Origin of the sequence: Mycolicibacterium neoaurum ATCC 25795 (genome assembly GCF_000691525.1) — a bacterium.
Lineage (GTDB): Bacteria > Actinomycetota > Actinomycetes > Mycobacteriales > Mycobacteriaceae > Mycobacterium > Mycobacterium neoaurum.
In genome coordinates this window covers 1-22,982 of sequence record NZ_JMDW01000014.1, presented here as the reverse complement: position 1 = coordinate 22,982, position 22,982 = coordinate 1, and the positions used below count along the sequence as shown (strand labels likewise).

Sequence of the window (22,982 nt, the reverse complement as noted above, 5' to 3'; positions counted from 1 at the left end):
GGACCTCAGCATAGGTTCGCCGGCGTCGGCGCACGCCGGAATCGCGGCCAAGCGCCGCCCGAGCGTCAGCCGGGGGCCGAGTCGGCGAAAATGCGACGGAGTTCGTCGGGCACCGGCCGTTTCGCCCAATCGTTGGTGGATACCGTCACGTAGACGTTGCGGCCGCGCACCGCCGTCCGTTCGATGCCGTCGCCATCGGTGCGCAGCACGTCGAAGGTGACGGTGAAACTGGTGGTCCCCACCGACTCGCAGGCCACGACCACCCGGACGGTGTCGCGCCAGCGCACGGGCGCGCGGTAGTCGATCTCACTGCGCACCACCTGGAAGTCGACACCGGCGGAGATGAGATCGGGATAGTGCAGCGACCGATGGTCCAGATATGCGGTCCAGGCCTCGTCGAACCAGGTCAGGTAGTGGGCGTGGAACACCACCGACTGCTGGTCGACCTCGGCGTACCGGGGGACCACCGACAGCGCGAACCGTGCATCGTCGACCGGACTCACGGAGCACACCTTGCCCCATCACGCGCTCGTTACGATCAGGGGGTGCCTCCCACCCTGATCAGCATCGACGATATCCGGTCCGCCGCCCGACGCCTGGACGGTGCCGTGGTGCGCACTCCGCTGCTGGCGGCCGACTGGGGTGATCCGCAGCGTCCCCTCTGGCTGAAGCCGGAGAGTCTGCAGGCGATCGGTGCGTTCAAGGTGCGTGGCGCGCTCAACGCGATCGGACGGCTCGACGCGGACGAGAAACGCCGCGGAGTTGTCGCGTACTCCAGCGGTAACCACGCTCAGGCCGTCGCCTATGCCGCAGCACGATTCGGACTGCGAGCACATATCGTCATGCCCGAGGAGACTCCCCGCATCAAGATCGAGCGGACCCGCGCGCACGGTGCCGAGGTGGTGCTGTGCGGTACGGGCCAACGCGAGGCGGTGGCCGCCGAGCTCGTCGAACAGACCGGCGGATCGCTGATCCCCCCGTTCGATCACCCCGATGTGATTGCCGGACAGGGCACCATCGGCCTTGAGATCGCCGAGGATTACCCGGATATCGCCAATGTGGTGATCCCGGTCAGCGGTGGTGGATTGGCGTCGGGCATCGGAACGGCGATCCGCGCACTGTGCCCGAACGCCCAGATCTTCGGTGTGGAGCCGGAGTTGGCCGCCGATACCGCGGCAGGCCTACGTCGGGGCATCCGTGTCGACATGCCGATAGAGGATCGCAATCGAACGATCGCCGACGGTCTGCGTTCGCAGCCCTCGGAGCTGACGTTCGCCCACCTACAGCATGTTCTGACCGATGTTCTCACCGTATCCGAGGACGAAATTCGTTCTGCGGTGGCGGAACTGGCCTTCAAGGCACGGTTGGTGGCCGAGCCGAGCGGAGCCGTCGCGCTGGCCGCGTATCGGCGTCACCGGATGCCGGCGGGACCGACGGTGGTGATCGTCTCCGGCGGCAACATCGAGCCGGCCCTGCTGTCGGAGATACTGACCGCGTCAGCCGCGGTCGGGAAAGACCAGCGGGACTGATACGCCGCAGCCCAGATATGCGCAGTGCGACCATGCGTCTTGTTCGGCGGCGGCCTTCAACAGGCGACGTCGGCCGATCCAGCCGCACGAGCAACCGGCGGTGGAGTTACCGATACCGCGGTTGTACACGTAGGCCACCCCTTTTCCGGTCGATGCGGTGAGGCGGTCTTCCAACAGTAAGACGTTCATCTGATCCATCTCCTTCGTCGACCTGACCTCGGTGTCATGCAGACGTGCGAGCCTGTCGCAGTTCGAATTCTGCGCTGCTGAACCCCGGTTCGGCAGGATCGGCGAGTCACGAGTCGACGCTGATCCGGTCAAGTCGGGGTAACGAACAGCCATGTACTACCCGTCGGACAGCGTTGCCAAACAGTACGTCCGCCGACGTCGCGGGCATCAGAGATGTTGCTACACCGTCAATTTGGGGACGCTGGGGCAGCTGTTAATGCACGCCCTCCATCAGTCGGCTGATCCGCCCCGCCAGCCCCAGCACCACGGCGCCGGCGGCGATCGCGACCACACCGAGTATCCCGAAGTACGCGAACTCGCCGGCGGGGTCGTAGTACCCGGACAGGACGCCCGACATGGCGGTACCCAGGCCCACGGAGAAGAAGTACAGCGCCATCATCTGGGCGCGGTAGGCGTCGGGCGCGAGTTGGGTGGTGACGGCCAGGCCGATCGGGGAGAGCAGCAACTCCGATACTGCGAACACCGCCATGATGCCCATCACCAGCAGTGCCGGCACGGCCTTACCTGTGGAGCCGGCGAACGGCAGAAACAGCAGGAACGCCGCGCCCATGCCGATCACGCCATAGGCGAACTTCTGCGGGGTGGTCGGCGCACGGTTACCGAGCCGGGTCCACATGATCGCGAAAAGCGGTGACAGCAGGATGATCCACACCGGCTCGATCGACCCGATCCAGCTCGACGGTGCGGTCCAGCCGAAGATCGACCAGTTCATCCGCTCGTCCGAGTACACCGCCAGCACGGTGAAGATCTGCTGGAACAGCGACCAGAACACCGCATTCGCGATGAACAGTGGGATGAACGCCCGCACGCGGGTGCGTTCCAGGCCGCTCACTTTCGGGCTGCGCAACAGCACCGCGAAGTAGGCGACGGACGCCACGACGATCACGCCGGTGGTGACCTGGGACAGGGTGGCCAGCGTCACCAGGCCGGTCCAGAACGCAATCACCACCACGACCAGGACGCCGACACCGGCAGCCACGGCGGGCAGGATCCCGCTGCGTGGCAGCGGGTTGGGGACCTCGCGGCCATGGGTGCCGAGGTTGCGCCGGAACACGACGTACTGGGTGAGTCCGATGGCCATACCGACGGCCGCGGCGCCGAAGCCGTAGTGGAAGCCCACCCGCGTCTGGAGCAGACCGGTCAGCAACGGGCCGATGAAGGCGCCCAGGTTGATGCCCAGATAGAACAGCGTGAACCCGCCGTCGGCGCGGGCGTCACCCTTGTCGTACAGGGTGCCCAGCAGGGAGGAGGCGTTTGCCTTCAGCGCTCCGGAGCCGAGCGCCACCAGCACCAGGCCGACCGCCACTCCGGTGATACCTGGCAGCAGTGCCAGGGCGATGTGCCCGGCCATCACCACCACGCCGCCGTAGAACACCGTGCGTTCCATGCCGAGCACCCGGTCGGCCAGCCATCCGCCGAGCACCGTGGACAGATAGACAAGGCCGCCGTACGCCCCGACGATGCCTGTCGCGGTGGCCTTGGCCATCTCAAGGCCACCGTCGGTCACCGAGTAGTACAGGTAGTACCCCAGGATCGTGAGCATCCCGTAGAACGAGAATCGCTCCCACAGTTCCACGCCGAACAGGTTGGTCAGTCCGATCGGATGGCCGAAGATGGTGCGAGCGGCCCGTGCGTCGTGGCCGTCGGTTGCCGTGTGTTCCGCCCCAGTCATGGGATAACACCCTGCCACGCACCGGGAGTACGTGTCGCATTGTGGCGAAGTCACCGTCGCATCGGACATGTGCGAAGGATCTGGCGAACCCGGCTCCCGGTGTGACGTCCAGGAATGGGGCTATCGGCAAATCTGGGCCGACGGGTGATGACGCGCTGGCTGGGCTCCGGGGCGCCCACCCGGGTAAGGTCAGCCGGATAACGGGGCGGTGACCGGATCGTCTCGACCCGGTCGCATGCCTGCGACCGGGTGGTCCGAAGGGGTTCATGTGGACGCGGTGCTCGGTTTGTCGATGACGCCTACGTCGCTCGGCGTGGTCGTCGTCGACGGCGACGGAGCCCCCGAGGGTGCGGCCGCGCGGGACTCCTTCGAGGTTCGCGTCGACGGCTCGGACACCCGCTCGGCAACCGAACAGGCGACCGCGGCGGTCGGGGCCATCGCGGCCGCCCGCGGACAACGCCTCAAGTCGATCGGTGTCACCTGGAGCGAGAACGCCGACGCCGAGGCGACCGCCCTGATGGACTCGTTGAATCGCTCGGGTTTCGGCAATGTCGTCCCGATCCGGCTGCCGGAGGCCACCGAGGCGCTCGCCCGGGGGATGGCCGATGTCATCGGATACCGGACCAGCGCGGTGTGCGTCATCGAACCTGATACCGCGATCGCCCTGATCGTCCATACCGACGACGGCGCGATGCAGACGGCGATCAATCACGGTATCGACAGCGATGAGAGCCTGATCGGCTGGTTGAGCACCGTGTTCACCCGCGCTGACTGGCAGCCGGAAGCGCTGGTCGTGGTCGGTTCCGCCGGTGGCTTCGACAGCGTCCTGCCGCAGCTGGAAGAGGCGCTCTCGGTGCCGGTGTTCGCTCCTGCCGAGGCGCCCCTGGCGCTGGCCCGCGGCGCGGCCCTGGCCTCCACACACAGCTCAGGTCTGCCGTTCAGCCTGGAATTGCCTGCCCCGGCCGCACCGGGTCGGCATGCCGCCACGGCATCCGGCAACAACTCGGCTCGGCTGATCGCCGGGGCACTGGTCGCCGGTGTGGTCACGTTCGTGATTTCGGCATCTGTGGCGGTGGCGGTGCAGTTGTCGCCGGCGCGGGATACCGCTGCCCCCGAGCCCGCCGCCGTGGTCGTTCAGGATCCGCCCGCCGCGCGTATTGCGCCCCGCCCCGCCCCGCCCTCAGCTCCGATCGCCGAGCCGGCCCAGGGGGAGCAGTCCTCACTGTCGGACGCGCTGGCACCCCCGGTCGAGTTCGCGCCGCCGCCGCAGGCGCCGGCCGAGCCGGTGCTTCCCGAAGCGACCGCGCCCGAGGTGAGCACCGGATACGATCCCGCGCCTGTCGAGGCGGCGATGCCCGATCCGGCGCTGGCGCCCGCGCCACCGGTCGTTGATGCACCGCCGGCCGTGCTGCCGCCGCCGGTCCCGCCGGTGGCTACGCCGCCGCAGGTGTTCGAGCAGCCCAAGAAGCCGTTCCTGCAGCGGATCAGGGACCGGCTGCGTCTCGGTGGCCCCGACCAGGGCCCGCCCGGGCAGATCATCGTCAGTCCGCCGCAAGGCTAGGCCTTTCGGGCGCCGCGCAGGTCGGTGGCTGGCTAACATTTGTCGGACTCGGTGCGACAAGCAGATGAGCGGTCAGGTCGGGTCCGGGGTGTCCGGGGTTCAGGGGAGGTCGGCACGTTGCGAAAAGCTATTCGGTACATGGTCGTCATGGTGGGCATCACCGCGTTGTCGCTGGGTGCGTCCACGGCCACTGGTGTGGCTTCCGTGAGCGTCCCGGTCTCGGCCGTGGCCGTGTCGCCGGCTGCCGGTGCGGTAGTCGGTGTCGCCTATCCGGTCACGGTGTCCTTCGGCGCGCCGGTCCTCGACCGTGATGCCGCCGAACGCGGCATCACGTTCTCCGCGCCGACGGTGCCGGACGGAGAGTTCCAATGGCTCGACGACGCCACCGTGCGCTTCACCCCTGCCGACTACTGGCCCGCGCACTCGACCATCACGGTCGAGGCGTTCGGTCTGAAGTCGAGCTTCCAGACCGGTGCGCTGGTGCGCGGTGTCGCCGATATCGACGCGCACACGTTCACCGTGAGCATCGACGGCGAGGTCGCACGCGAGATGCCCGCGTCGATGGGCAAGCCCGGACACGCCACGCCCATCGGCGAATTCACCGCACTGGAGAAGCAGAGCGTGGTGGTCATGGATTCGCGCACGATCGGCATCCCGCTCGACGATCCCGAGGGCTACAAGCTGACGGTGTACGACGCGGTGCGCGTCACCTGGGGCGGGGTGTATGTGCACGGTGCGCCGTGGTCGGTGGGCTCGCAGGGTTATGCCAACGTCAGCCACGGTTGCATCAACCTCAGCCCGGACAATGCCGACTGGTACTACAACAACGTGAGCATCGGCGACCCGATTGTGGTGCAGGCCTGACCATTCCGGCTCATTGGGCGTCGGCGTGCAGGTTGCGCGCGGTCGGTGAGGTGTCGACGGTTGCCGGATCCGGGTAGGTTCTCAGCACGCGGTCGGCCGTTCCGCTGCTGGTGACGGTGAACCAGTAGTGCTCGTTCTTGAAGTGATGGCGGCGGTGATTGCGCCAGATCGCGCGGTACAGCCTGGATTTCGGCTTGTAGTCGGTGTGGATCAGGTAGTGGCACCATTCGTAACCCAACCCGAGGCCGGCCAGGATCGTCAGGAACGTCAGACCACGGCCCAGGCTCGGGAAGGCCAGCGCGGCGATCGCAACCGCCAGCGGCAGCACCCAGAGCAATGACCGCCAGGGGATGAACACCAATGGCAGGTCGCGTGGTTCGACATGGTGTTCGCGGTGCTTGCGCGACAACGGGGGATCCAGCCGGATGCCGGCGATTCGGCGTGGACGCCAGTGCAGGATCAGTACGTGGATCAGCCATTCGGCGAACGGAAACGCCGCGAGCATCACAGCGGGCACCAACGCGTCGGTGAGTTGCCAATCGCCGGTCTGGATTCGGGCAGCAGCGGCAGCGACGAGCGTCGCGCCGAGCATCCACGGGGTGGGGTGGTGTCGGAACTCGCGTGCCGCGTCCCACAATGTGGTTCCACTCCGGCTGTTCATCGCGACTCCTCCAGTTCGGTCAGCGCGGTGATCAGCGCTGTGGTGGCGGGTTCCAGCAGTGCGTGGGCTGCATCAGCGGCTTGGACGGCATCACCGGCGATGACGGCATCGGCGATGGCCTGGTAGGCGTCCGGTCGGCCGACCTCGGCGGCCATTATCGTGGCCAGGGCGGGCAACGCGGGTTCGTAGGTGGCGCGCAGTGTGTTGTACATCAGCCGGAAAGTGATCGAATCTGCATGGTCGACAAGGTGATCCCAGAAGCTCAGTGCGTGGCGCTGCAACTGCACGGGGTCGGTTTCGGTGCGCAACGCCCCGACGGTGGTCTCCATCAAACCGGTTAGTTCCGCGCCGTGGCGACGTGCGGCGAGTTCGGCGACCTTCGGCCCATTATGCAGACGGGTTTCCAGAATGGAACGCACCACTGCGGTATCCAGTTCGCCTGCGCGCAGCAGCAGGCGGGGGAGCAGATCCAGTCCGGCATGCCGACGGAAGTCGCGAACCGTGGTGGTGTCACCCTGACGGATCTCGACCAGGCCGATCGAGCTCAGCCTTTTGAGAGCTTCGCGCACGGCGGGCCGCGAAACGCCCAGAACCTCGGCCAACCGGCGTTCGCTGGGCAGCTGATCGCCGGGTTGCAGCGCGCCGCTGAGCACCTCGTCGACGATCTGCTCGACGACGTTCTCGGGGACCGAGCGTCGGGGCACTGGTTGAAGAGCCATCCGACGAGGATGGCATCCGCCTTGGTAAGAGGTCAAGTGGTCAGACCAGCTGGACTTTAGAACGCCACCGCAGCGCCCGATGAGTGGGATCAAGCCGCCCAACCTGCGCTTTCACAGTTGATTGTGTGAGACGTCACAGCTACGTACCAGGAGGGCGACTCTCACATGCAGACCAGAAACGCGGCTCGTGCCGCGGCGGGCGGCACCACCCAACGGCTGACCGGCGCCGCGGCACGGCACGTGGCCTTCGGCGGTGTGGCGCTTTCGGCCTGGCTCATCACCGCCGTCGCCACCGGCCACGGAGTCGCCACAGCCGATGATTCCTCGTCAGCGTCGTCCGGTACGTCGACCAGCTCGTCCTCTTCGGGGTCTTCGTCTTCGTCGTCATCGTCTTCGTCTTCGTCAATGTCGAACGAATCGAATTCGGGCACACAGAACTCGAAGGGGGCAGCCTCCACCGGTTCTCGCTCGACCACCGAGGACAGCAGCCAAGACAGCTCAGATTCGGCCACACAGCGTGAAGGCGCGGCCCTGGAACCGTCGCACGAATGGTCGAACCCCGAGCTCGCCGAGGAGGATTCGGCGACAGCGGGCGTTACGGAAGGGGACACCTCGCCGGTGGAGCTCGGCACCCCGGATGTCTCGGAGACGCCGTCGGAGGCAGTCGAGGCAGAGACGCCGCAGGAATCGGAGAGCCCCCAGCAACCCGCCGCTCCGGCCGGCACGGAGACCGCCGCAGGCGCGCAGAACCCAACCGATTCCGGCCGAGACCATGACGATGCCTCGAATTCCGCTGTGGAGCAGAAGCCATCGGACGCCGTTCTGGTGCAGCCGGCACGGACGGTGTCGGCCGACCGGCTGTCGGCCCACATCACCGCCCGTGCCGATTCGACCGGCTCGGTGAGCGGCCCGGCGACCTTCGCACCGGCAACCGTGTCCACGACGGCTCCGGCTGCTACGGCCGCCGTCACGGCGCCGAACCCGGTCGCGGCCATCACCGATGTGGTGCACCGGTTCTTCGACGCGCTCTTCGGCCCGTTGCAGGAACTGATGTCATCGGCGCCGGCCGGACAGAATCCGTTGGCGTGGGCATTGCTGGCCTTCGTGCGAAGGACATTCTTCAACCAGGCCCCCGAAATCACCGCGGTGAACATCGGATCACAGCAGGCCAATGGCGTCATCACCGGCACCATCGACGCGATCGACCCCGACGAGATGGGCAAGACGGTCAAGATCGGAGCCAATGTCTTCGCCTACCCTGCGCAGCCACGAACCCCCGAACCCGACTGCGGTTGTGCGGTCGTGGACGGCGTCGCCGGACTGCCGTTCATGAACGACGCATACCTGGGCTCCGAACCGGGCAGCAACTGGCATGCCCCGGACGCGGTGGACATCACCTGCGTCTACATCGGGTCAAACGGTGCGGTCACCTACACCGGAAAGGAGATCGGTGAGGTCACCATCGACGGACTCGGAACCGGCCACGTCACGTTGCTCTTCGACGGTGTGTTGTTGTCGGCGACGCAGGAACGATCGGTAGCTCAACTTCAACCGCATCTCGGTACCGGCGATCTCAAGGGTGTGCGTGGCACTGTGATCAGTGAAAGCACCCTCGACGCAACGGGTGCCGCCACCGGCGTACTGACCGGTGAGGTGGTTCGGCCCGAATTGCGCTACAAACTCGTCACGCAGGCTGCCCACGGCACCGTCGTCATCGACGAGATCACGGGCCAATTCACCTACACGCCCGACCCTGCCTTCGCCGCGGCGGGAGGAGACGACTCGTTCGAGGTGGTCGTCACCGACGGCAGGTTCAACTTGCTCAACCTCTTCAAGCCGCACAATGGTGATCCCGTCCGCACCATCAATCTCAGTGTGGTCGGCACCGTCGCGGTGTGATGCGAGCCTAGGTCCATGTCGGTGCAGATCCAAGGGTCTGCACCGGCATGACCTGTTCGAAGACGTCGAGTCGGCGTGGTTCCGCCGAAAGACCTACAGCCGCACCAACGAAAAGGGGTAGGTCAGAGTGCCCGGCCTGCCATCGCAGCCGGCCGCGAATGATGATGTGAGAGTGCCCCGCAAGCTCGCTGCATCCCAGCTGTAGACATCGCGGGTCGCGACAACGGGACCGTAGTAGACGTTTCCACATCGAAGACCATCCGGAACATCAACGGTCAGCGTGTAGCGCCCGTCCACAAGGTGAGCCTGACCGGAGTATTCGAAGGCCTTCGCCGTCGGCATCGGCATCGCGCCGATACTGCGGCAGTCGTCGGCGGCCGGGATACAGTGCATCACCGACCATGCCCAGGTGTGGAAGTCGTACCGATCCGGTATCACCAGTTGATAATTGGCGAAGAACGGATCCGCGTGGGCGGCCGGTGAACCCGTCACGGTGCCCAGAGCCAGAGCGGAGAATGCGTATGCAAGTGGTGCCAGCTTCATGGCTGATCCCTTCCCGTAAGTCCTGGTCGACGGGCCCGTGGCCACATCACATATGGGATCCGCCATCAACCCGGATCTCGGTGCCGGTGATGAAGTAGGCGTCGTCGCACCCCAACATCGCCACCACACCGGCCACCGAGTCGGGCTTGGCGAAGATCGCGCCATCTGCCAGCGGCAGCATCGGGGCAACCTTGGCGAACAAGGCGAAATCGGCATCCGTGGGTAAGCCGGGACCGATGCTCTGGCGCGCCGACCCGGAACCGTCGGTCATGCCGGACGAGATCGAGCCAGGCTGCACACAATTGAACCGGATACCGGCCTTGGCGAATTCCATGGCCCACGCGTGTGTCATCGACAGCACACCCCCTTTGGACGCGGCATACGCGGCCATGTACGGGTGCGCGAAGTGCGCCGAGGTCGAACTGAAGTTCACCACGGCCGGGCCGTTACCTGTGCCGAGCGCACCGATCGCCTCGCGGGTGACCAGGAACGTACCGACCAAGTTGACCCTCAGTACCAGCTCGAAATCGGCGAGTGTGGTCTGCGCCAGATGGGCCGAGCGCAGAATGCCTGCCGCGTTCACCAGAGTGTCCAGGCCGCCCAGGATCGACAGCGCCTCGCCGACACCGGCTTGTACCGAGGGTTCGCTACCGATATCCATCGTCACCGTGGACAACCGGCCGCCCACATCACCGGCCTTGGTGACGGTGTCGGACAGCCCCTCCGGGCTGATGTCCGCCGCGACAACGGTGCCGCCCTCGGCGAGAATCCGCAGGACGCAGGCTTGTCCGATACCCGAACCGCCACCGGTGATCAATACGCGACGTCCGACGTAACGCGCAGATTCGCTGGGCTCAAGGGAAACAGACACAGCTCGACTCCTGCCATCAAAAGACGCTCACACCTACCGAGGACACGCTACGTTCTCGCGCCGGCGGCGGCGGTCGCGTGATGGTTCCCGGTGGATGGGAGGTGGTGTGTCGAAGGTCATGCCCGACTGTCACCGTTCATGGGTCACGCGCCGACAGGCCGGTCGTGAGGTTCGGCAGCAGCAGTCGTGGAGGTTCTTCGGTACATGGTGAGCAACCCCCAGGACCGTTGGTCCGCCGGGATCGCACTCTTCAGGACGGGCGGGCCCGGTCCGATGCGCGCCATCGGCGGCCTGCTGGCGATGTCCGCGGATGCGGTCAAATTCCTTTTCCAACGGCCGTTTCAGGGTCGGGAGTTCCTGGAGCAGTCGTGGTTCGTCGCCAGGGTGTCACTGATGCCGACCATTGTGGTGGCAGTGCCTTTCACCGTGTTGGTCAGCTTCACGCTCAACATCCTCTTGCGTGAGCTGGGTGCGGCTGATCTTTCCGGTGCAGGCGCGGCATTCGGTGCTGTCACCCAGGTCGGCCCGATGGTCACGGTGCTGATCGTGGCGGGTGCCGGTGCCACCGCGATGTGTGCGGATCTTGGGTCACGTACTGTCCGCGAGGAGATCGATGCCATGGAGGTGTTGGGCATCAACCCGGTCCAGCGGTTGGTGACGCCCCGCATGCTCGCCTCTGGACTGGTCGCGCTGCTGCTCAACAGCCTGGTGGTCATCATCGGAATCATCGGCGGCTACGTGTTCTCCATCTTCATCCAAGGCGTCAACCCCGGCGCGTTCGCCGCCGGTATCACCCTGCTCACCGGTGTACCCGAGGTCATCATCTCGTGCGTCAAGGCCGGCCTGTTCGGTCTGATCGCCGGACTGGTCGCCTGTTACCGGGGTCTGATGATCAGCGGTGGCGGCGCGAAGGCGGTCGGCAACGCCGTCAATGAAACCGTCGTCTACGCGTTCATGGCTTTGTTCGTGGTCAACGTCGTGGTGACCGCCATCGGCATTCAGATGACGGCGGATTAGCCGATGACCGTCTCACGTTCATTGCGCCCCCGTCTGACCCGTGAACTCAATCGTCCCGTTGCGTCCCTCGGTCGCGTTGGTGACCACACACTGTTCTACGGCCGTGCACTCGCGGGCGTGCCGCACGCATTCGTGCACTATCGTCGCGAAATCATCCGGTTGATCGCCGAGATCAGCATGGGTGCAGGCGCATTGGCGATGATCGGCGGCACCGTTGTCATCGTCGGCTTCCTGACCCTCGCTGCCGGGGGCACGTTGGCCGTGCAGGGATACAGTTCGCTGGGCGATATCGGCATCGAGGCGCTCACCGGCTTTCTGGCGGCGTTCATCAACGTGCGCATCTCGGCGCCCGTGGTGGCGGGTATCGGTCTGGCTGCGACCTTCGGCGCCGGCGTCACGGCCCAACTCGGTGCCATGCGCATCAACGAGGAGATCGATGCCCTGGACGCGATGGCCATCCGGCCGGTCGAGTACCTCGTGAGTACCCGCATCGTCGCAGGCATGATCGCGATCACCCCGCTGTACTCGATTGCTGTCATTCTGTCTTTCGCCGCAAGCAAGTTGACCACGGTCGGCCTGTTCGGACAGTCGGCAGGCCTGTACAACCACTACTTCTCGACATTCCTGAACCCGGTGGATTTGTTGTGGTCATTCCTGCAGGCAATTCTGATGGCGATTGCCGTGCTGCTGGTGCACACCTATTTCGGATACTTCGCCACCGGAGGGCCGTCGGGTGTCGGGGTCGCGGTGGGCAATGCTGTGCGGACCTCGCTCATAGTCGTGATCTCGGTGACCCTGCTTGTCTCACTGTCGATCTACGGCTCCAACGGCAATTTCAACCTGTCGGGATAGGGAGCGCAGATGGCGATGAACGAAAACGTCACACGACCGTTGGTCGGTGTGGCAACGGTCGGTGTGGCGGTGGCAATCGTGGCCCTGTCGATTGGGTTGTTTCGTGGCAGCTTCACCGACACCGTGCCTGTCACCGTGCTCGCGGACCGTGCCGGACTGGTCATGAATGCCGACGCCAAAGTGAAACTCCACGGCGCCCCTGTCGGCTCGGTGCGGTCCGTGGAGTCCCTGCCCGACGGTCGTGCTGCGCTGCACCTGGCGATGGACCCGTCGTACATGGAACTCATCCCTTCCAACGTGCGCGCAGATATCGCGTCATCGACTGTCTTCGGCTCGAAGTTCGTCGAACTGATCCCACCGGCCGACCCGTCGCCGCAGTCACTCGCCGCCGGGCAGGTCCTTGCCGCCGACCACGTCACCGTCGAGATCAACACCGTCTTCGAGCAGCTCTCCACGGTTCTGCGCAGGATCGAGCCGACCAAACTCAACGAAACCCTCGGCGCGTTGGCCACCGCGCTGGACGGCCGCGGGGACCAGATCGGCCGGATGCTGTCGGACTTCGATGAATTCCTTGTCACCGTCGATCCGAGCCTGCCCGCAATGGAACACGAGATCGGCGTTGCACCCGAAATGCTCAACGCGTATGCGGACGCCGCCCCCGATCTGGTCTCCACAGTCGACGCGGCGACTCGGATGAGTGACACCTTGGTCGACGAGCAGCACAATCTGGACAGCCTTTTGATCAGTGTCATCGGTCTTGCCGAGACCGGCTCCGATGTGGTCGGGTCCAACCGGCAGGCGATCACCGACACCATGCGACTGTTGGTACCCACCACCGATCTGACCAATGAATACAACGCCGCGCTGAAGTGCGGTCTGGGTGGTGCGGTGGAGCTGGCGAAGGCGCCGGGGACGCCGGTGCCGGGTGGTCTGTTGCTGCAGACCATCGTGTTGGGTCAGGAGCGATACCGGTACCCGTCGAATCTGCCGAAGGTGGCCGCGACCGGTGGGCCGCAGTGCTCGGATCTGCCGAAGGTGCCATTCCAGAAGCATCCGCCGTTCGTCGTGACCGACGTGAACGCCAATCCCGCCCAGTACGGTAATGAGGGAATTCTGTTGAACTCCGAGGGCCTCAAGCAAGCGTTGTTCGGTCCGCTCGACGGGCCGCCGCGAAACACCCCTCAGATCGGGCAGCCGGGATGAGCACTTTTGCCAAGACAGCCATGAAGTTCGGCGCATTCGGCCTGACCATGGTGGTGCTGACCGCCGGATTGTTCGCGATTTTCAGCCAGTATAGGTCCGGGTCCACGGCGGGTTACTCGGCGGTGTTCACGGATTCCTCGAGTCTGAAATCGGGTGACTCGGTGCGGGTCTCGGGCATCCGGGTGGGCACCGTCCGCAGCGTCGAACTACAGCCCGACAACACCGTGCTCGTGGGCTTCGACGCCGACGACAACATCCGGATGAGTGAGAACACCACGGTGGCGGTGCGTTACCTGAACCTGGTGGGTGATCGTTATCTGGAACTGATCGATCAACCGGGGTCGACCCGAATACGTCCTCCGGGTGCGCGTTTCGGCGTCGAGCAGACCGAACCTGCGCTCAATCTCGACCTGCTCCTCGGCGGACTCAAGCCCGTCATCCAGGGGTTGAACCCCACCGACGTCAACTCGCTGACCACCTCATTGATCGAGATCCTGCAGGGCCAGGGCGGCGGTGATCTGGAGTCGTTGTTCGCCCGCACCTCATCGTTCACCAGTGCGCTGGCCGACAACGGTCAGACGGTGGAAAGCCTGATCGACAACCTCAACGACACGATGGCGGTGCTCGCCGAGGACGGGGGAAAATTCTCCGGAGCTGTCGACAAGTTGGAGCGTCTGGTCACCGGCCTTGCCGCAGAACGAGATCCGATCGGGGAGTCGATCACTGCACTCGACAACGGCACCGCCTCGTTGGCGGGCCTGTTGACGCAGGCGCGTCCGGCGCTCTCGGGCACAGTGGACGAACTGACCCGGATGGCACCGCTGCTGGCCAACGACACCGATCTGGCCAGACTCGATCTGCTGATGCAGAAGACTCCGCAGAACTACCGCAAGCTGGTCCGTCTCGGTTCATACGGCAGCTGGCTCAACCTCTACATCTGTGGTGTCACCATCCGGGTGTCCGATCTGCAAGGCCGGACCGCCCACTTCCCGTGGGTGATCCAGAACACCGGAAGGTGCGGTGAACCCTGATGCTCAAGTATCGCCAATCATCCCTGGTACGTGCCGGGTTCATCGGTCTGGTGTTGATGATCCTGATCATCGCTGTCGGTCTGCAGCCCCAGCAGCTCGTGGCGATGGCCACGTCGGTGCGCTACCAGGCCGTCTTCGCCGAGGCCGGCGGGCTGAGCGCCGGCAACAATGTCAAGGTCTCCGGCGTCACCGTCGGCTCGGTATCCGATGTCGAACTGGACAAGGGCACGGCGTTGGTGACCTTCGCGGTGAACAGCAAGGTGCGCCTCGGAAAGGACACCATCGCCCACATCGGGATCGGCACTCTGCTCGGCGAACGCCAACTGGTCCTCGAGCCACGCGGCAGCGACCGGATGCGTGCGGCCGAGGTGATCCCGCTGACCCGGACGGCCTCGCCGTACTCGCTGACCGATGCGCTCAACGAGTTCACCTCCAACACAGCAGAAACCGATACCGCGGCCATCAATCAGTCACTCGATGTGCTCGCCGACACCGTCGACCGGCTGGCACCACAGTTGGCGCCGACCTTCGACGGGGTGAGCCGATTGTCCCGATCGCTGAACAACCGCAACGAGTCATTGAGCAATCTGCTCAGCAGCGCGGCCGATGTCACCGGGATCCTCTCCGAGCGCAGTCAGCAGGTCAACGCACTGATTCTCAATGCCAATGAGCTACTCGGTGTGCTGCAAGACCGTCGCTATGCGATCGTCAACCTGCTCGCGAACACCACGGCCGTGGCTGATCAGCTCTCGCAACTGGTGGACGAGAACGAGGCCGAGCTGGCTCCCACCCTCGAGCAGCTGAATCGCGTCGCCGAGGTGCTGGAGCGCAACCGCGACAATTTTGCCAAGTCGCTGACCGGTCTGGCCAAGTACCAGATCACCCAGGGCGAGGCGGTCAACAGCGGGTTCTACTACTACGGTTACGCCGCCAACCTGCTTCCCGGGCCGGCGATCCAACCCTTCCTGGACTACGCGCTCGGATTCCGTCGCGGTGTCAACGCCGGACAGCCGCCTGACAACGCCGGACCGCGTGCCGAATTCCCGTTCCCGTACAACGGTATTCCGGGAGGATCTCGATGAGGATGCGCACGCCGACAACGAAGCGGATCGGTGTAGTCGCCGTGGCCATCGCGATGATCGCAGGCGTCGGATTCGCGGTATACCAGAGCTTCTTGAAGCCCATGACGATCGTCGCCTATTTCGCGTCGGCAACGGCCATCTATCCCGGCGATGAGGTGCGAGTCGTCGGGGTACGGGTGGGCTCCATCGAAGCGATCGAGCCGATGGGTACCCGAACCCGAATTGTGTTGCAGGTGGATCGCGACGTGCCGGTTCCTGCCGATGCCAAGGCGATCATCGTGGCACCGAATCTGGTGTCGGCGCGGTACGTGCAGCTGACGCCGGCATTCGGTGCCACCCCGGAGGCCAGTGGTGCCACCATGGCCGATGGCGCGGAGATCGGTGAGGACCGCACCGCGGTCCCGGTCGAATGGGATGAGATCAAGGATCAGTTGACCCGATTGGCCACCGAGCTCGGACCGGGCAGCGGGGTATCGGAAACTTCGCTCGGCCGTTTCATCGACAGCACCGCCGATGCCATGGCAGGTAACGGAGATCGACTGCGTGAGACGATCACCCAGCTTTCCGACGTCGGTCGTGTCCTGGGCCAGGGGAGCGGCGACATTGTCGGCGTCATCAAGAATCTGCAGGTCTTCGTGCGTGCGTTGCGGGACAGCAACACTCAGATCGTGCAGTTCCAGGACCGGTTGGCCGATGTCACCGGTGTCGTCGACGGCAGCCGTGCCGACCTCGACTCGGCGATCAGCGAGTTGTCGGTAGCGGTGGGGAAGGTCCAGAGCTTCGTCGCCGGATCCCGGAACCAGACCGCTGAGCAGATCGAGCGACTGGCCAATGTCACCCAGGTGCTCTCGGACAACAGCATGGCGGTCAAGAACGTTCTGCACGCCGCACCCAATGCCTTGGTCAACGGCTACAACATCTACAACCCCGATACCGGCGGCCCGCGTGGTTCGTTCGCCATGAACAATTTCGCCAACCCGGTCGCGACCATCTGTTCGGCGATCTCGGCGGTGGAGAACGTCACCGCAGAGGAATCCGGCCGTGCCTGCGCACAGTATCTGGGCCCCGCACTGCGACTGCTGAATTTCAACTACCTTCCGATCCCGTTCAATGCCTACCTTGGACCGGCACCGAAGAACGTCATCTACTCCGAACCGGGCCTGGCGCCCGGCGGCGGTGGTACCGGACCCGCACCGGCTGATGTCCCACCGGCGGTATCGGCCTACACCGGGATAGGGGATGTCCCACCGCCTCCGGGATGGACGGACCCGCCGCAGCCCCCGGGGGCCTACGCACCGCTCGGACTGCCCGCAGCACGCACACCGGCCCTCTACCCCGGCGCACCCGTGCCGCCCGGGCTGCCGTTGCAACCACCACCTGTCGCGCCGTCGGCGTCGACGTTGACCGAGCTGCTACTACCGGCCGAAGCTGCCCCGGCGGTGCCGGCACAGGAAGGTACCCCGTGATGAAGCCGAAGTCGGCACGCCGGTGGGCCGCTGCGGCCAGCTGTGCGGTTCTGGTGACGTCCGGATGCTCGTTCGACGGCATCAACTCGTTGCCGCTGCCGGGCACCGTCGGAACCGGTAAGCGGGCGACGACATACCGGGTGCAGATCGCCAATGTCGGTACCCTGGAGTCGAACTCACCGGTCATGATCGGCGACGTCGTGGTCGGCGCGGTGCGTAAGATGACCGTCGACGACTGGACTGCGAACGTCGAGGTCACCGTCGAGCCGGACGTCGTGGTGCCCGAGAACGCGGTGGCCACCGTCGGGCAGACCAGCCTGCTCGGGTCCATGCATCTCGCACTCGACCCTCCGGTCGGGGAGAACCCGAGCGGTCGCCTCGCGCCCGGCGCCTTGATCCCGTTGTCCAAGACCTCGACCTACCCGTCGACCGAGCAGACGTTGTCATCGCTGTCGGTCGTGGTCAACGGCGGAGGGCTGACGCATATCGGCGATATCGTGCACAACTTCAACGCCGCACTCGACGGTCGCCAGGGCCAGATTCGCGACCTGCTCGGCCGGATGAACAAGGTGATCGGTCTGTTGGATTCCCAACGGGACAACGTCATCGAATCGATCTCCGCATTGAACCGGCTCGCCGGAACGTTCGCCGGCCAACGCGATGTGCTCAGCCGTGCGTTGGAACGTATCCCGCCCGCGCTCGACGTCTTGAATCAACAACGCCCACGCATCACCACGGCGTTGACGAAACTGGGCCGATTCAGCGACACCGCAACGCAACTCATCAATGACTCACAGGGTGACATAGTTCGCAACCTACAAAATCTCGAACCCACGATCAGGGCGCTGGCCGACATCGGACCCGACCTGACGACAGCCCTGTCGTTCTTGCCGACCTTTCCCTACACGCAGGAATTCATCGACCGCGGTATCCGCGGTGACTATATGAACCAGTTCATCGTGTTCGACTTCACCATTCCCCGCCTGAAGAGCGGCATTCTCCTGGGCACCAGATGGGGTGAGCCCAATGCCACCATGGTTCCCGCCCCGGGTGACCCGTGGTACAACACCTACACCCGGGACCCGTTGTCGGCTCCGGTGACACCCATCCCGGCCGAGGTCGCACCCTTCCCGCCGATGGCCGATGCGGCGGCACCAGGCGGTGCACCCGCGGCACCAGGCGGTGCACCCGCGGCACCGTCTTCGGACAACCCGGCTACCGAGGGCGGTAACTGATGTTGACCCGTTTTGTGCGCAATCAGCTGATCATCTTCACCATCGCTTCGGTGATCGGAGTGGGCGCCATGGTGTTCGTGTACCTGCAGGCACCCGTGCTACTGGGATTGGGCCGCATCGGCGTCACCTTGCAGGTCCCGGCAACCGGTGGGCTCTACCAGTTCTCGAACGTCACATATCGGGGCGTCGAAGTCGGCAAGGTGACTGCCATAAGACCCACACGAAGCGGCGCCGACGTGACGATGTCGTTGCAGCGATCACCGCGGATTCCCGCCGATCTGCAAGCCAATGTGCGCAGTGTGTCGGCGGTCGGTGAGCAGTATGTCGACCTTGTCCCACGTTCCGACGGCGGTCCGTATCTTGAGGACGGGTCGGTCATCACCTCGGACAACACGTCGCTTCCGCAACCGGTCGGGCCGATGCTCGACCAGATGAGTGCGTTGGTCGGGAGCATCCCGACCGGAAAACTCTCCGGCTTGCTCGACGAATCTTTCAAGGCCCTCAACGGAACCGGCAACGACCTGGGTGCACTGTTCGATGCTTCGGGCAGGCTGGCTGCCGATTTCAACGCGTCGGCCGGTGATACCCGTGACCTGATCGAGGACAGCCGTCCGCTGTTGGACGGGCAGGCCGAGAAGGCGAATGCGATACGGACCTGGGCTGCCGGCTTGGCCGGGATCACCAACACCGTGGCGAACCGCGATCAGGAGGTGCGCACCATCCTGCGCACCGGTGCCGGTGCCGCCGATGAGGCCTCCAGGCTGCTGAACCAGGTCAAGCCGACGCTGCCGGTGCTGTTGGCCAACCTGACGACGGTCGGACAGATCGGGGTCACCTACAACGCCTCGCTGGAGCAGCTCCTGGTGCTTCTGCCGCCGTACCTGGCGGCCACCCAGTCCTACGGATCTTCGCTGAACAACCCGACCGGGATGGCACTTTCGGAGTTCAGCCTGACCCTCGGTGATCCGCCCGCGTGTTCGGTCGGCTTCCTGCCGCCGTCATCATGGCGGTCTCCCGCCGACGAGACCGATATCGACACCCCCGACGGGTTGTACTGCAAACTTCCGCAGGATTCGCCGATCGGTGTGCGTGGGGCACGAAACTTTCCGTGTCAGGGCCAGCCCGGCAAGCGCGCACCCACGGTGGAGATCTGTGAGAGCGACCGGCCATATGAGCCGCTCGCCATGCGGCAACATGTCACCGGCCCGTATCCCATCGATCCGAACCTGATCGCCCAGGGGGTCCCTGTCGACGACCGGGTCACCTTCGGGGATCAGATCTTCGGACCGGTGCAGGGGACCCCGATGCCTCCTGCTGACGTGCCACCGGCCACGCCTGCACCGCCGGCGGCAGGTGCGCTGCCGGTGGCTCCGAGCGCTCACGAGAGCTCGCTGCAGGGACCGTCGGTGGCGTTTGCGACGTACAACCCGGACACCGGTCAGTATGCGGCGCCGGATGGGAATGTCTACACGCAGACCGATCTGGTGGCTCCGCCCGCGCGGAGCTGGGAAGACCTGATGCCGAAGTAACGGACACCCGGTGCGCTCGGTGATCGCCGGGCGCACCCGGGGAATGTGGGGTGGGCGGTCAGCTCACCTTCGCGAGTTTGAACGGCATGTTGATGTACACCGGCTTGCTCACACCGCACGCACCGCTGGGACCGGTGGTGACATCCTCTCCGACAAGGACATTTGACGACATGTCGAAGTTGGCGCCCTCCGGCGTCATCGGCTTGAACCGGAATGTCTGCAGGCCCGGTGCGGTGCTGCCGTCCGGGCACGGGATCCAGTTCTCCACGGTGTGCTTGACGTACCAGACGCCGCTGCGTTGATAGATCGGGGCCGTCCAACCGAAGTCGCTCTGCACGGTGCCGGTGCACTCGCCGGGGTAGCTGCACTGGGTACTGACGGTCCAGGTGCTGCGCAGACTGGCTTGATCGAAGAAGGCGTCGTTCTTGCGCGCCCACTCCCCGTTGGAGGTGGCGGTGAAGGTTCCGTTGATACCCCAGTCGGGGTTGTCGGCGTGCACGGCGGGTGTCGACAGACAGGCGAGTGCGGAGACGCCGATGGTCATGATTGCGGGTACACGCAGCATTGCCTGCTCCTCGGACGGGCCTGCTGGCCGGAATCGGCAGCGTGAGAAGTAAATACCCGGCACCCGGCGTCCGCCGGCAACATGTCCACTGAGCGGACCACCGACATGCCGTGCGGCACCGGGGCTGACAGAGTGCGCACCGTGAAGATGACGGCGCTTGCGGTGACGGGCGCACTGGCCGCCGCCCTGTTCACCAGCGTGCCCGCGGCGGCAGAACCCGTTGGCTGCGACGGTCCGGATTGCACACCAGGTATCACCGCCGGGGTGGTCCTGGGTGCGCCATGCCGGGACACCGCGCACTTCGTCTTCGGCACCACATCGTGGGGTCGGCTGGTGTTCTGCGGTTCACCGCGTCGGTACGAACCCAGATACTTTCGATCGCCGTCAATGGCCGGTATCAAGGAATTCGGCGTCAGTTGCGCCGGCTACGAGAATTGGGTGGCCCAGGCCCCGGACGGACTGTTCCTTGCCTGCCAGTCCAAGAACGGCGCGCCACTGTGGGGGCGCGGAGATGTCTAGGGCAAGGCGGTTGTTGTCCTCGGCGATCTGCCTGGGCGCCGCCGGCATGGGGGTGGCCGGGCCGGCGCGGGCCGAGCCGCCTGTCCCGCATCAGGTCACTTACACCGTGACCACCGAAACCCCGGTCAGTGCAGCCGTGTACTTCCGTCAGAGCGATCCGCCGAGCTGGGCAGACTACAGCCACAATCCCTATGTGTTCAGCCCGAAGGTGGACGTCGAGATCGGTCCGGACCGGCCGTGGGTGCTGCACGCGACGTTGCTGGATCCCGCTAGGTGGGCAATGGTCTCGGCCACCAGCGGTCGGGCACAGGTGGAACCGATGTTTCGTTGCCAGCTGGCGGTCGACGGCGTGGTCGTGGCCACCTCGAGCGGTCCCAAGGGCGCGCTCTGCGCGATGCGACACTTCTGAGTGTCCTGAGCACGCAGTTCATGTGACGTGGCCCACTGGGTGGGAGGACGCTCCGGAAGCGTCCGGCCCCCGACTTAGGGTGCCGATATGTCCGTGGATCTCACCGCTGAGGAGCGCGATGCGCTGTCCGTCGAGGCTGAAGCCGAAGCCGAAGCCGCCGAGCAGCTTGCCCTCGAAGCACGGGCCCGCGCGGACCGACTGCGGGCCGACAGCGCCGCTGACGGACCTCCGCGCAGGCCGCGACGGCGCAGACCGCGCTGGACAAGGGTGGCGTCCGCGCTGGCGGCGCTGAGTACGGTCGCGCTGCTGGCCGCCGGCGGATTCATGGTGCAACACGGCCGGGAGGTTGCGGCCCAGGAGAGGCACCGTGCCGAGTTCACCACGGCCGCCCGCCAGGTCGTGGTCACCCTGATGTCGATCGACTTCAACAACCCGAAGGCCAGCGTCGAGCAGATCCTCGACAACGCGGTCGACCCGTTCCGCCAGGAATTCCAAGGCGCATCAGAGGATTTCATCAAGGTGTCTCAGGACGCCAAGGTGATCACCAAGGCGACCGTGAACGCCGCAGCCGTCGAGTCGATGACCGCCGACTCGGCGGTAGTGCTGGTATCGGCATCCTCGACCGTCACCAACGCCGCAGGCGCCGAGGAGTCGCCGCGCAACTGGCGGCTGACCGTCGATCTCCAGCGTGACGGCGACCGGATCAAGATGTCGAAAGTGGAGTTCGTGCCATGAGCGTTCAGGAGAACACCGAGTCGGTGGAGACGACAGACATCGACCAGCAAGCGGTCGACGAGACGGCAGCCGAACAGGAAGCGACCGCATCGACGTCCGGCAGAAGCGGGATCTTCGCACGGACCCGTGGCTTCGCGACTGCGCGCTGGAAGGGCCTGACGCTGACGGTGATGCTGCTCGCCGCCGCGGCGTTCGCCGGGGCGCTGTACCTCACCAGTTTTCGTCCGAGCCAGCTGACCGATGCGGCCGCCGAGCAGGCGGCCGTGGATGCCGCCTCATCGTCGACGCTGGCGCTGTTGTCCTATTCGCCGGAGACCCTTGACCGCGATATGGAACGAGCCGATACCCTGACGACGGGTGATTTCCGGACCTACTACACCAAGTTCACCGCCGAGGTTGTGGCGCCGGCCGTCCGGGAACGTGGAATCACCGCGGGCGCTCAGGTGCTCAACGCGGCCGTCATGGAGATGCACCCCGATAACGCCAAGGTTCTGCTCTTCCTGAATCAGGAGACGGCGAGCAAGGAGCGACCAGAGCCCTCGTTGGCAACCAGCAGCGTGGTGGTCAGTATCACCAAAACCGATGGAGAATGGCGCATCTCGGCACTCGATCCCGTGTAGACGGGCCGGCCGCGCACGACGCTGCCCCAACCTGACGCGCTGCGTCGGGTTGGGGCAAGCACGTTCGCGGGGGTGGTTAGGTGGCGATGATGACCGCGGAGCCGTGACCGAAGAGGCCTTGGTTGGCGGTGATGCCGACGGTGGCGCCCTC

Annotated in this window: 25 protein-coding genes; 16 read left to right on the top strand and 9 right to left on the bottom strand. The window is 65.4% G+C overall.

Features of this window, described 5'->3' with window-relative positions; genetic code table 11:
- Positions 1-65: 65 nt before the first annotated feature.
- Complete coding sequence (locus tag IC40_RS0120495) at positions 66-503, bottom strand: acyl-CoA thioesterase (RefSeq protein WP_030136550.1); 438 nt, start codon at positions 501-503, stop codon at positions 66-68.
- 42 nt (positions 504-545) lie between these two features.
- Here IC40_RS0120495 and IC40_RS0120490 point away from each other — a divergent pair, with 42 nt between their 5' ends.
- Positions 546-1,529, top strand: a complete 984-nt coding sequence (locus tag IC40_RS0120490; RefSeq protein WP_030136549.1) for a threonine ammonia-lyase — start codon at positions 546-548, stop codon at positions 1,527-1,529.
- On the opposite strand, the gene IC40_RS0120485 is transcribed toward IC40_RS0120490, so the two are convergent.
- Both IC40_RS0120485 and IC40_RS0120480 read right to left on the bottom strand, forming a co-directional pair.
- On the bottom strand, positions 1,497-1,718 hold the full coding sequence (locus tag IC40_RS0120485) for a hypothetical protein (RefSeq protein ID WP_042509821.1): 222 nt from the start codon (positions 1,716-1,718) through the stop codon (positions 1,497-1,499). The two genes, IC40_RS0120490 and IC40_RS0120485, sit on opposite strands and share 33 nt — an antisense overlap.
- Positions 1,719-1,971: 253 nt before the next feature.
- Positions 1,972-3,450: a peptide MFS transporter gene (locus IC40_RS0120480; protein WP_030136547.1), complete on the bottom strand. Its 1,479-nt coding sequence runs from the start codon at positions 3,448-3,450 to the stop codon at positions 1,972-1,974.
- 235 nt (positions 3,451-3,685) lie between these two features.
- Here IC40_RS0120480 and IC40_RS0120475 point away from each other — a divergent pair, with 235 nt between their 5' ends.
- Both IC40_RS0120475 and IC40_RS0120470 read left to right on the top strand, forming a co-directional pair.
- On the top strand, positions 3,686-5,011 hold the full coding sequence (locus IC40_RS0120475) for a DUF7159 family protein (RefSeq protein ID WP_418888442.1): 1,326 nt from the start codon (positions 3,686-3,688) through the stop codon (positions 5,009-5,011).
- Between the two features lie 138 nt (positions 5,012-5,149).
- The gene (locus IC40_RS0120470; protein WP_030136545.1) at positions 5,150-5,875 is read left to right on the top strand and encodes a L,D-transpeptidase; all 726 of its coding nucleotides are present in this window, start codon (positions 5,150-5,152) and stop codon (positions 5,873-5,875) included.
- Positions 5,876-5,885: 10 nt separating this feature from the next.
- On the opposite strand, the gene IC40_RS0120465 is transcribed toward IC40_RS0120470, so the two are convergent.
- The 3 genes from IC40_RS0120465 to IC40_RS0120455 form a co-directional block, all read right to left on the bottom strand.
- On the bottom strand, positions 5,886-6,536 hold the full coding sequence (locus tag IC40_RS0120465) for a sterol desaturase family protein (protein WP_030136544.1): 651 nt from the start codon (positions 6,534-6,536) through the stop codon (positions 5,886-5,888).
- A complete protein-coding gene (locus IC40_RS0120460) occupies positions 6,533-7,255 on the bottom strand; it encodes a FadR/GntR family transcriptional regulator (RefSeq protein ID WP_030136543.1) in 723 nt (240 codons plus the stop codon). Before IC40_RS0120460 ends, IC40_RS0120465 begins: the two co-directional genes overlap by 4 nt.
- A 161-nt stretch (positions 7,256-7,416) precedes the next feature.
- Positions 7,417-7,767, bottom strand: a complete 351-nt coding sequence (locus tag IC40_RS0120455; protein ID WP_030136542.1) for a hypothetical protein — start codon at positions 7,765-7,767, stop codon at positions 7,417-7,419.
- Between the two features lie 106 nt (positions 7,768-7,873).
- On the opposite strand from IC40_RS0120455, the gene IC40_RS0120450 reads away from it, so the two are divergent.
- Complete coding sequence (locus IC40_RS0120450; RefSeq protein ID WP_030136541.1) at positions 7,874-9,154, top strand: Ig-like domain-containing protein; 1,281 nt, start codon at positions 7,874-7,876, stop codon at positions 9,152-9,154.
- Positions 9,155-9,247: 93 nt separating this feature from the next.
- Here the strand turns inward: IC40_RS0120450 and IC40_RS0120445 are convergent, their stop codons facing one another.
- Complete coding sequence (locus IC40_RS0120445; protein ID WP_030136540.1) at positions 9,248-9,697, bottom strand: hypothetical protein; 450 nt, start codon at positions 9,695-9,697, stop codon at positions 9,248-9,250.
- A gap of 46 nt (positions 9,698-9,743) precedes the next feature.
- Positions 9,744-10,568, bottom strand: coding sequence for an SDR family NAD(P)-dependent oxidoreductase (locus IC40_RS0120440; protein ID WP_030136539.1), 825 nt, complete (start codon positions 10,566-10,568; stop codon positions 9,744-9,746).
- Between the two features lie 204 nt (positions 10,569-10,772).
- Between IC40_RS0120440 and IC40_RS0120435 the strand changes: the two genes are divergently transcribed.
- From IC40_RS0120435 to IC40_RS0120400, 8 genes are read left to right on the top strand one after another with little or no spacing between them, the layout of a single operon-like run.
- Complete coding sequence (locus IC40_RS0120435) at positions 10,773-11,585, top strand: MlaE family ABC transporter permease (RefSeq protein ID WP_030136538.1); 813 nt, start codon at positions 10,773-10,775, stop codon at positions 11,583-11,585.
- 3 nt (positions 11,586-11,588) lie between these two features.
- Positions 11,589-12,437 (top strand): MlaE family ABC transporter permease, encoded by an 849-nt coding sequence (locus IC40_RS0120430; protein WP_030136537.1) that lies wholly within the window; start codon positions 11,589-11,591, stop codon positions 12,435-12,437.
- A gap of 15 nt (positions 12,438-12,452) precedes the next feature.
- Complete coding sequence (locus tag IC40_RS0120425) at positions 12,453-13,640, top strand: MCE family protein (protein WP_081843501.1); 1,188 nt, start codon at positions 12,453-12,455, stop codon at positions 13,638-13,640.
- Positions 13,637-14,671, top strand: a complete 1,035-nt coding sequence (locus IC40_RS0120420) for an MCE family protein (protein WP_030136535.1) — start codon at positions 13,637-13,639, stop codon at positions 14,669-14,671. Before IC40_RS0120425 ends, IC40_RS0120420 begins: the two co-directional genes overlap by 4 nt.
- On the top strand, positions 14,671-15,753 hold the full coding sequence (locus tag IC40_RS0120415) for an MCE family protein (protein WP_030136534.1): 1,083 nt from the start codon (positions 14,671-14,673) through the stop codon (positions 15,751-15,753). Before IC40_RS0120420 ends, IC40_RS0120415 begins: the two co-directional genes overlap by 1 nt.
- Positions 15,750-17,219, top strand: coding sequence for an MCE family protein (locus tag IC40_RS0120410; RefSeq protein ID WP_030136533.1), 1,470 nt, complete (start codon positions 15,750-15,752; stop codon positions 17,217-17,219). The genes IC40_RS0120415 and IC40_RS0120410 overlap by 4 nt, the downstream gene beginning before the upstream one ends.
- Positions 17,219-18,454 carry an MCE family protein gene (locus tag IC40_RS0120405; RefSeq protein ID WP_030136532.1) on the top strand — a complete coding sequence of 412 codons (1,236 nt, stop codon included), beginning with the start codon at positions 17,219-17,221 and terminating at the stop codon, positions 18,452-18,454. The genes IC40_RS0120410 and IC40_RS0120405 overlap by 1 nt, the downstream gene beginning before the upstream one ends.
- A complete protein-coding gene (locus IC40_RS0120400) occupies positions 18,454-19,983 on the top strand; it encodes an MCE family protein (protein WP_030136531.1) in 1,530 nt (509 codons plus the stop codon). The genes IC40_RS0120405 and IC40_RS0120400 overlap by 1 nt, the downstream gene beginning before the upstream one ends.
- A gap of 58 nt (positions 19,984-20,041) precedes the next feature.
- Here IC40_RS0120400 and IC40_RS0120395 read toward each other — a convergent pair whose 3' ends face one another.
- Positions 20,042-20,548, bottom strand: coding sequence for an Rv2253/PknI dimerization domain-containing protein (locus tag IC40_RS0120395; RefSeq protein WP_030136530.1), 507 nt, complete (start codon positions 20,546-20,548; stop codon positions 20,042-20,044).
- 147 nt (positions 20,549-20,695) lie between these two features.
- Between IC40_RS0120395 and IC40_RS0120390 the strand changes: the two genes are divergently transcribed.
- The 4 genes from IC40_RS0120390 to IC40_RS0120375 all read left to right on the top strand — a co-directional run bounded on the left by IC40_RS0120390 (position 20,696) and on the right by IC40_RS0120375 (position 22,831).
- Positions 20,696-21,067, top strand: coding sequence for a hypothetical protein (locus tag IC40_RS0120390; protein WP_030136529.1), 372 nt, complete (start codon positions 20,696-20,698; stop codon positions 21,065-21,067).
- A complete protein-coding gene (locus IC40_RS0120385) occupies positions 21,060-21,476 on the top strand; it encodes an Rv2576c family protein (protein ID WP_030136528.1) in 417 nt (138 codons plus the stop codon). Before IC40_RS0120390 ends, IC40_RS0120385 begins: the two co-directional genes overlap by 8 nt.
- Positions 21,477-21,563: 87 nt before the next feature.
- Positions 21,564-22,211, top strand: a complete 648-nt coding sequence (locus tag IC40_RS0120380; RefSeq protein ID WP_042509732.1) for an Rv1363c family protein — start codon at positions 21,564-21,566, stop codon at positions 22,209-22,211.
- A complete protein-coding gene (locus tag IC40_RS0120375) occupies positions 22,208-22,831 on the top strand; it encodes a hypothetical protein (protein ID WP_234882639.1) in 624 nt (207 codons plus the stop codon). The genes IC40_RS0120380 and IC40_RS0120375 overlap by 4 nt, the downstream gene beginning before the upstream one ends.
- Positions 22,832-22,982: the final 151 nt, after the last annotated feature.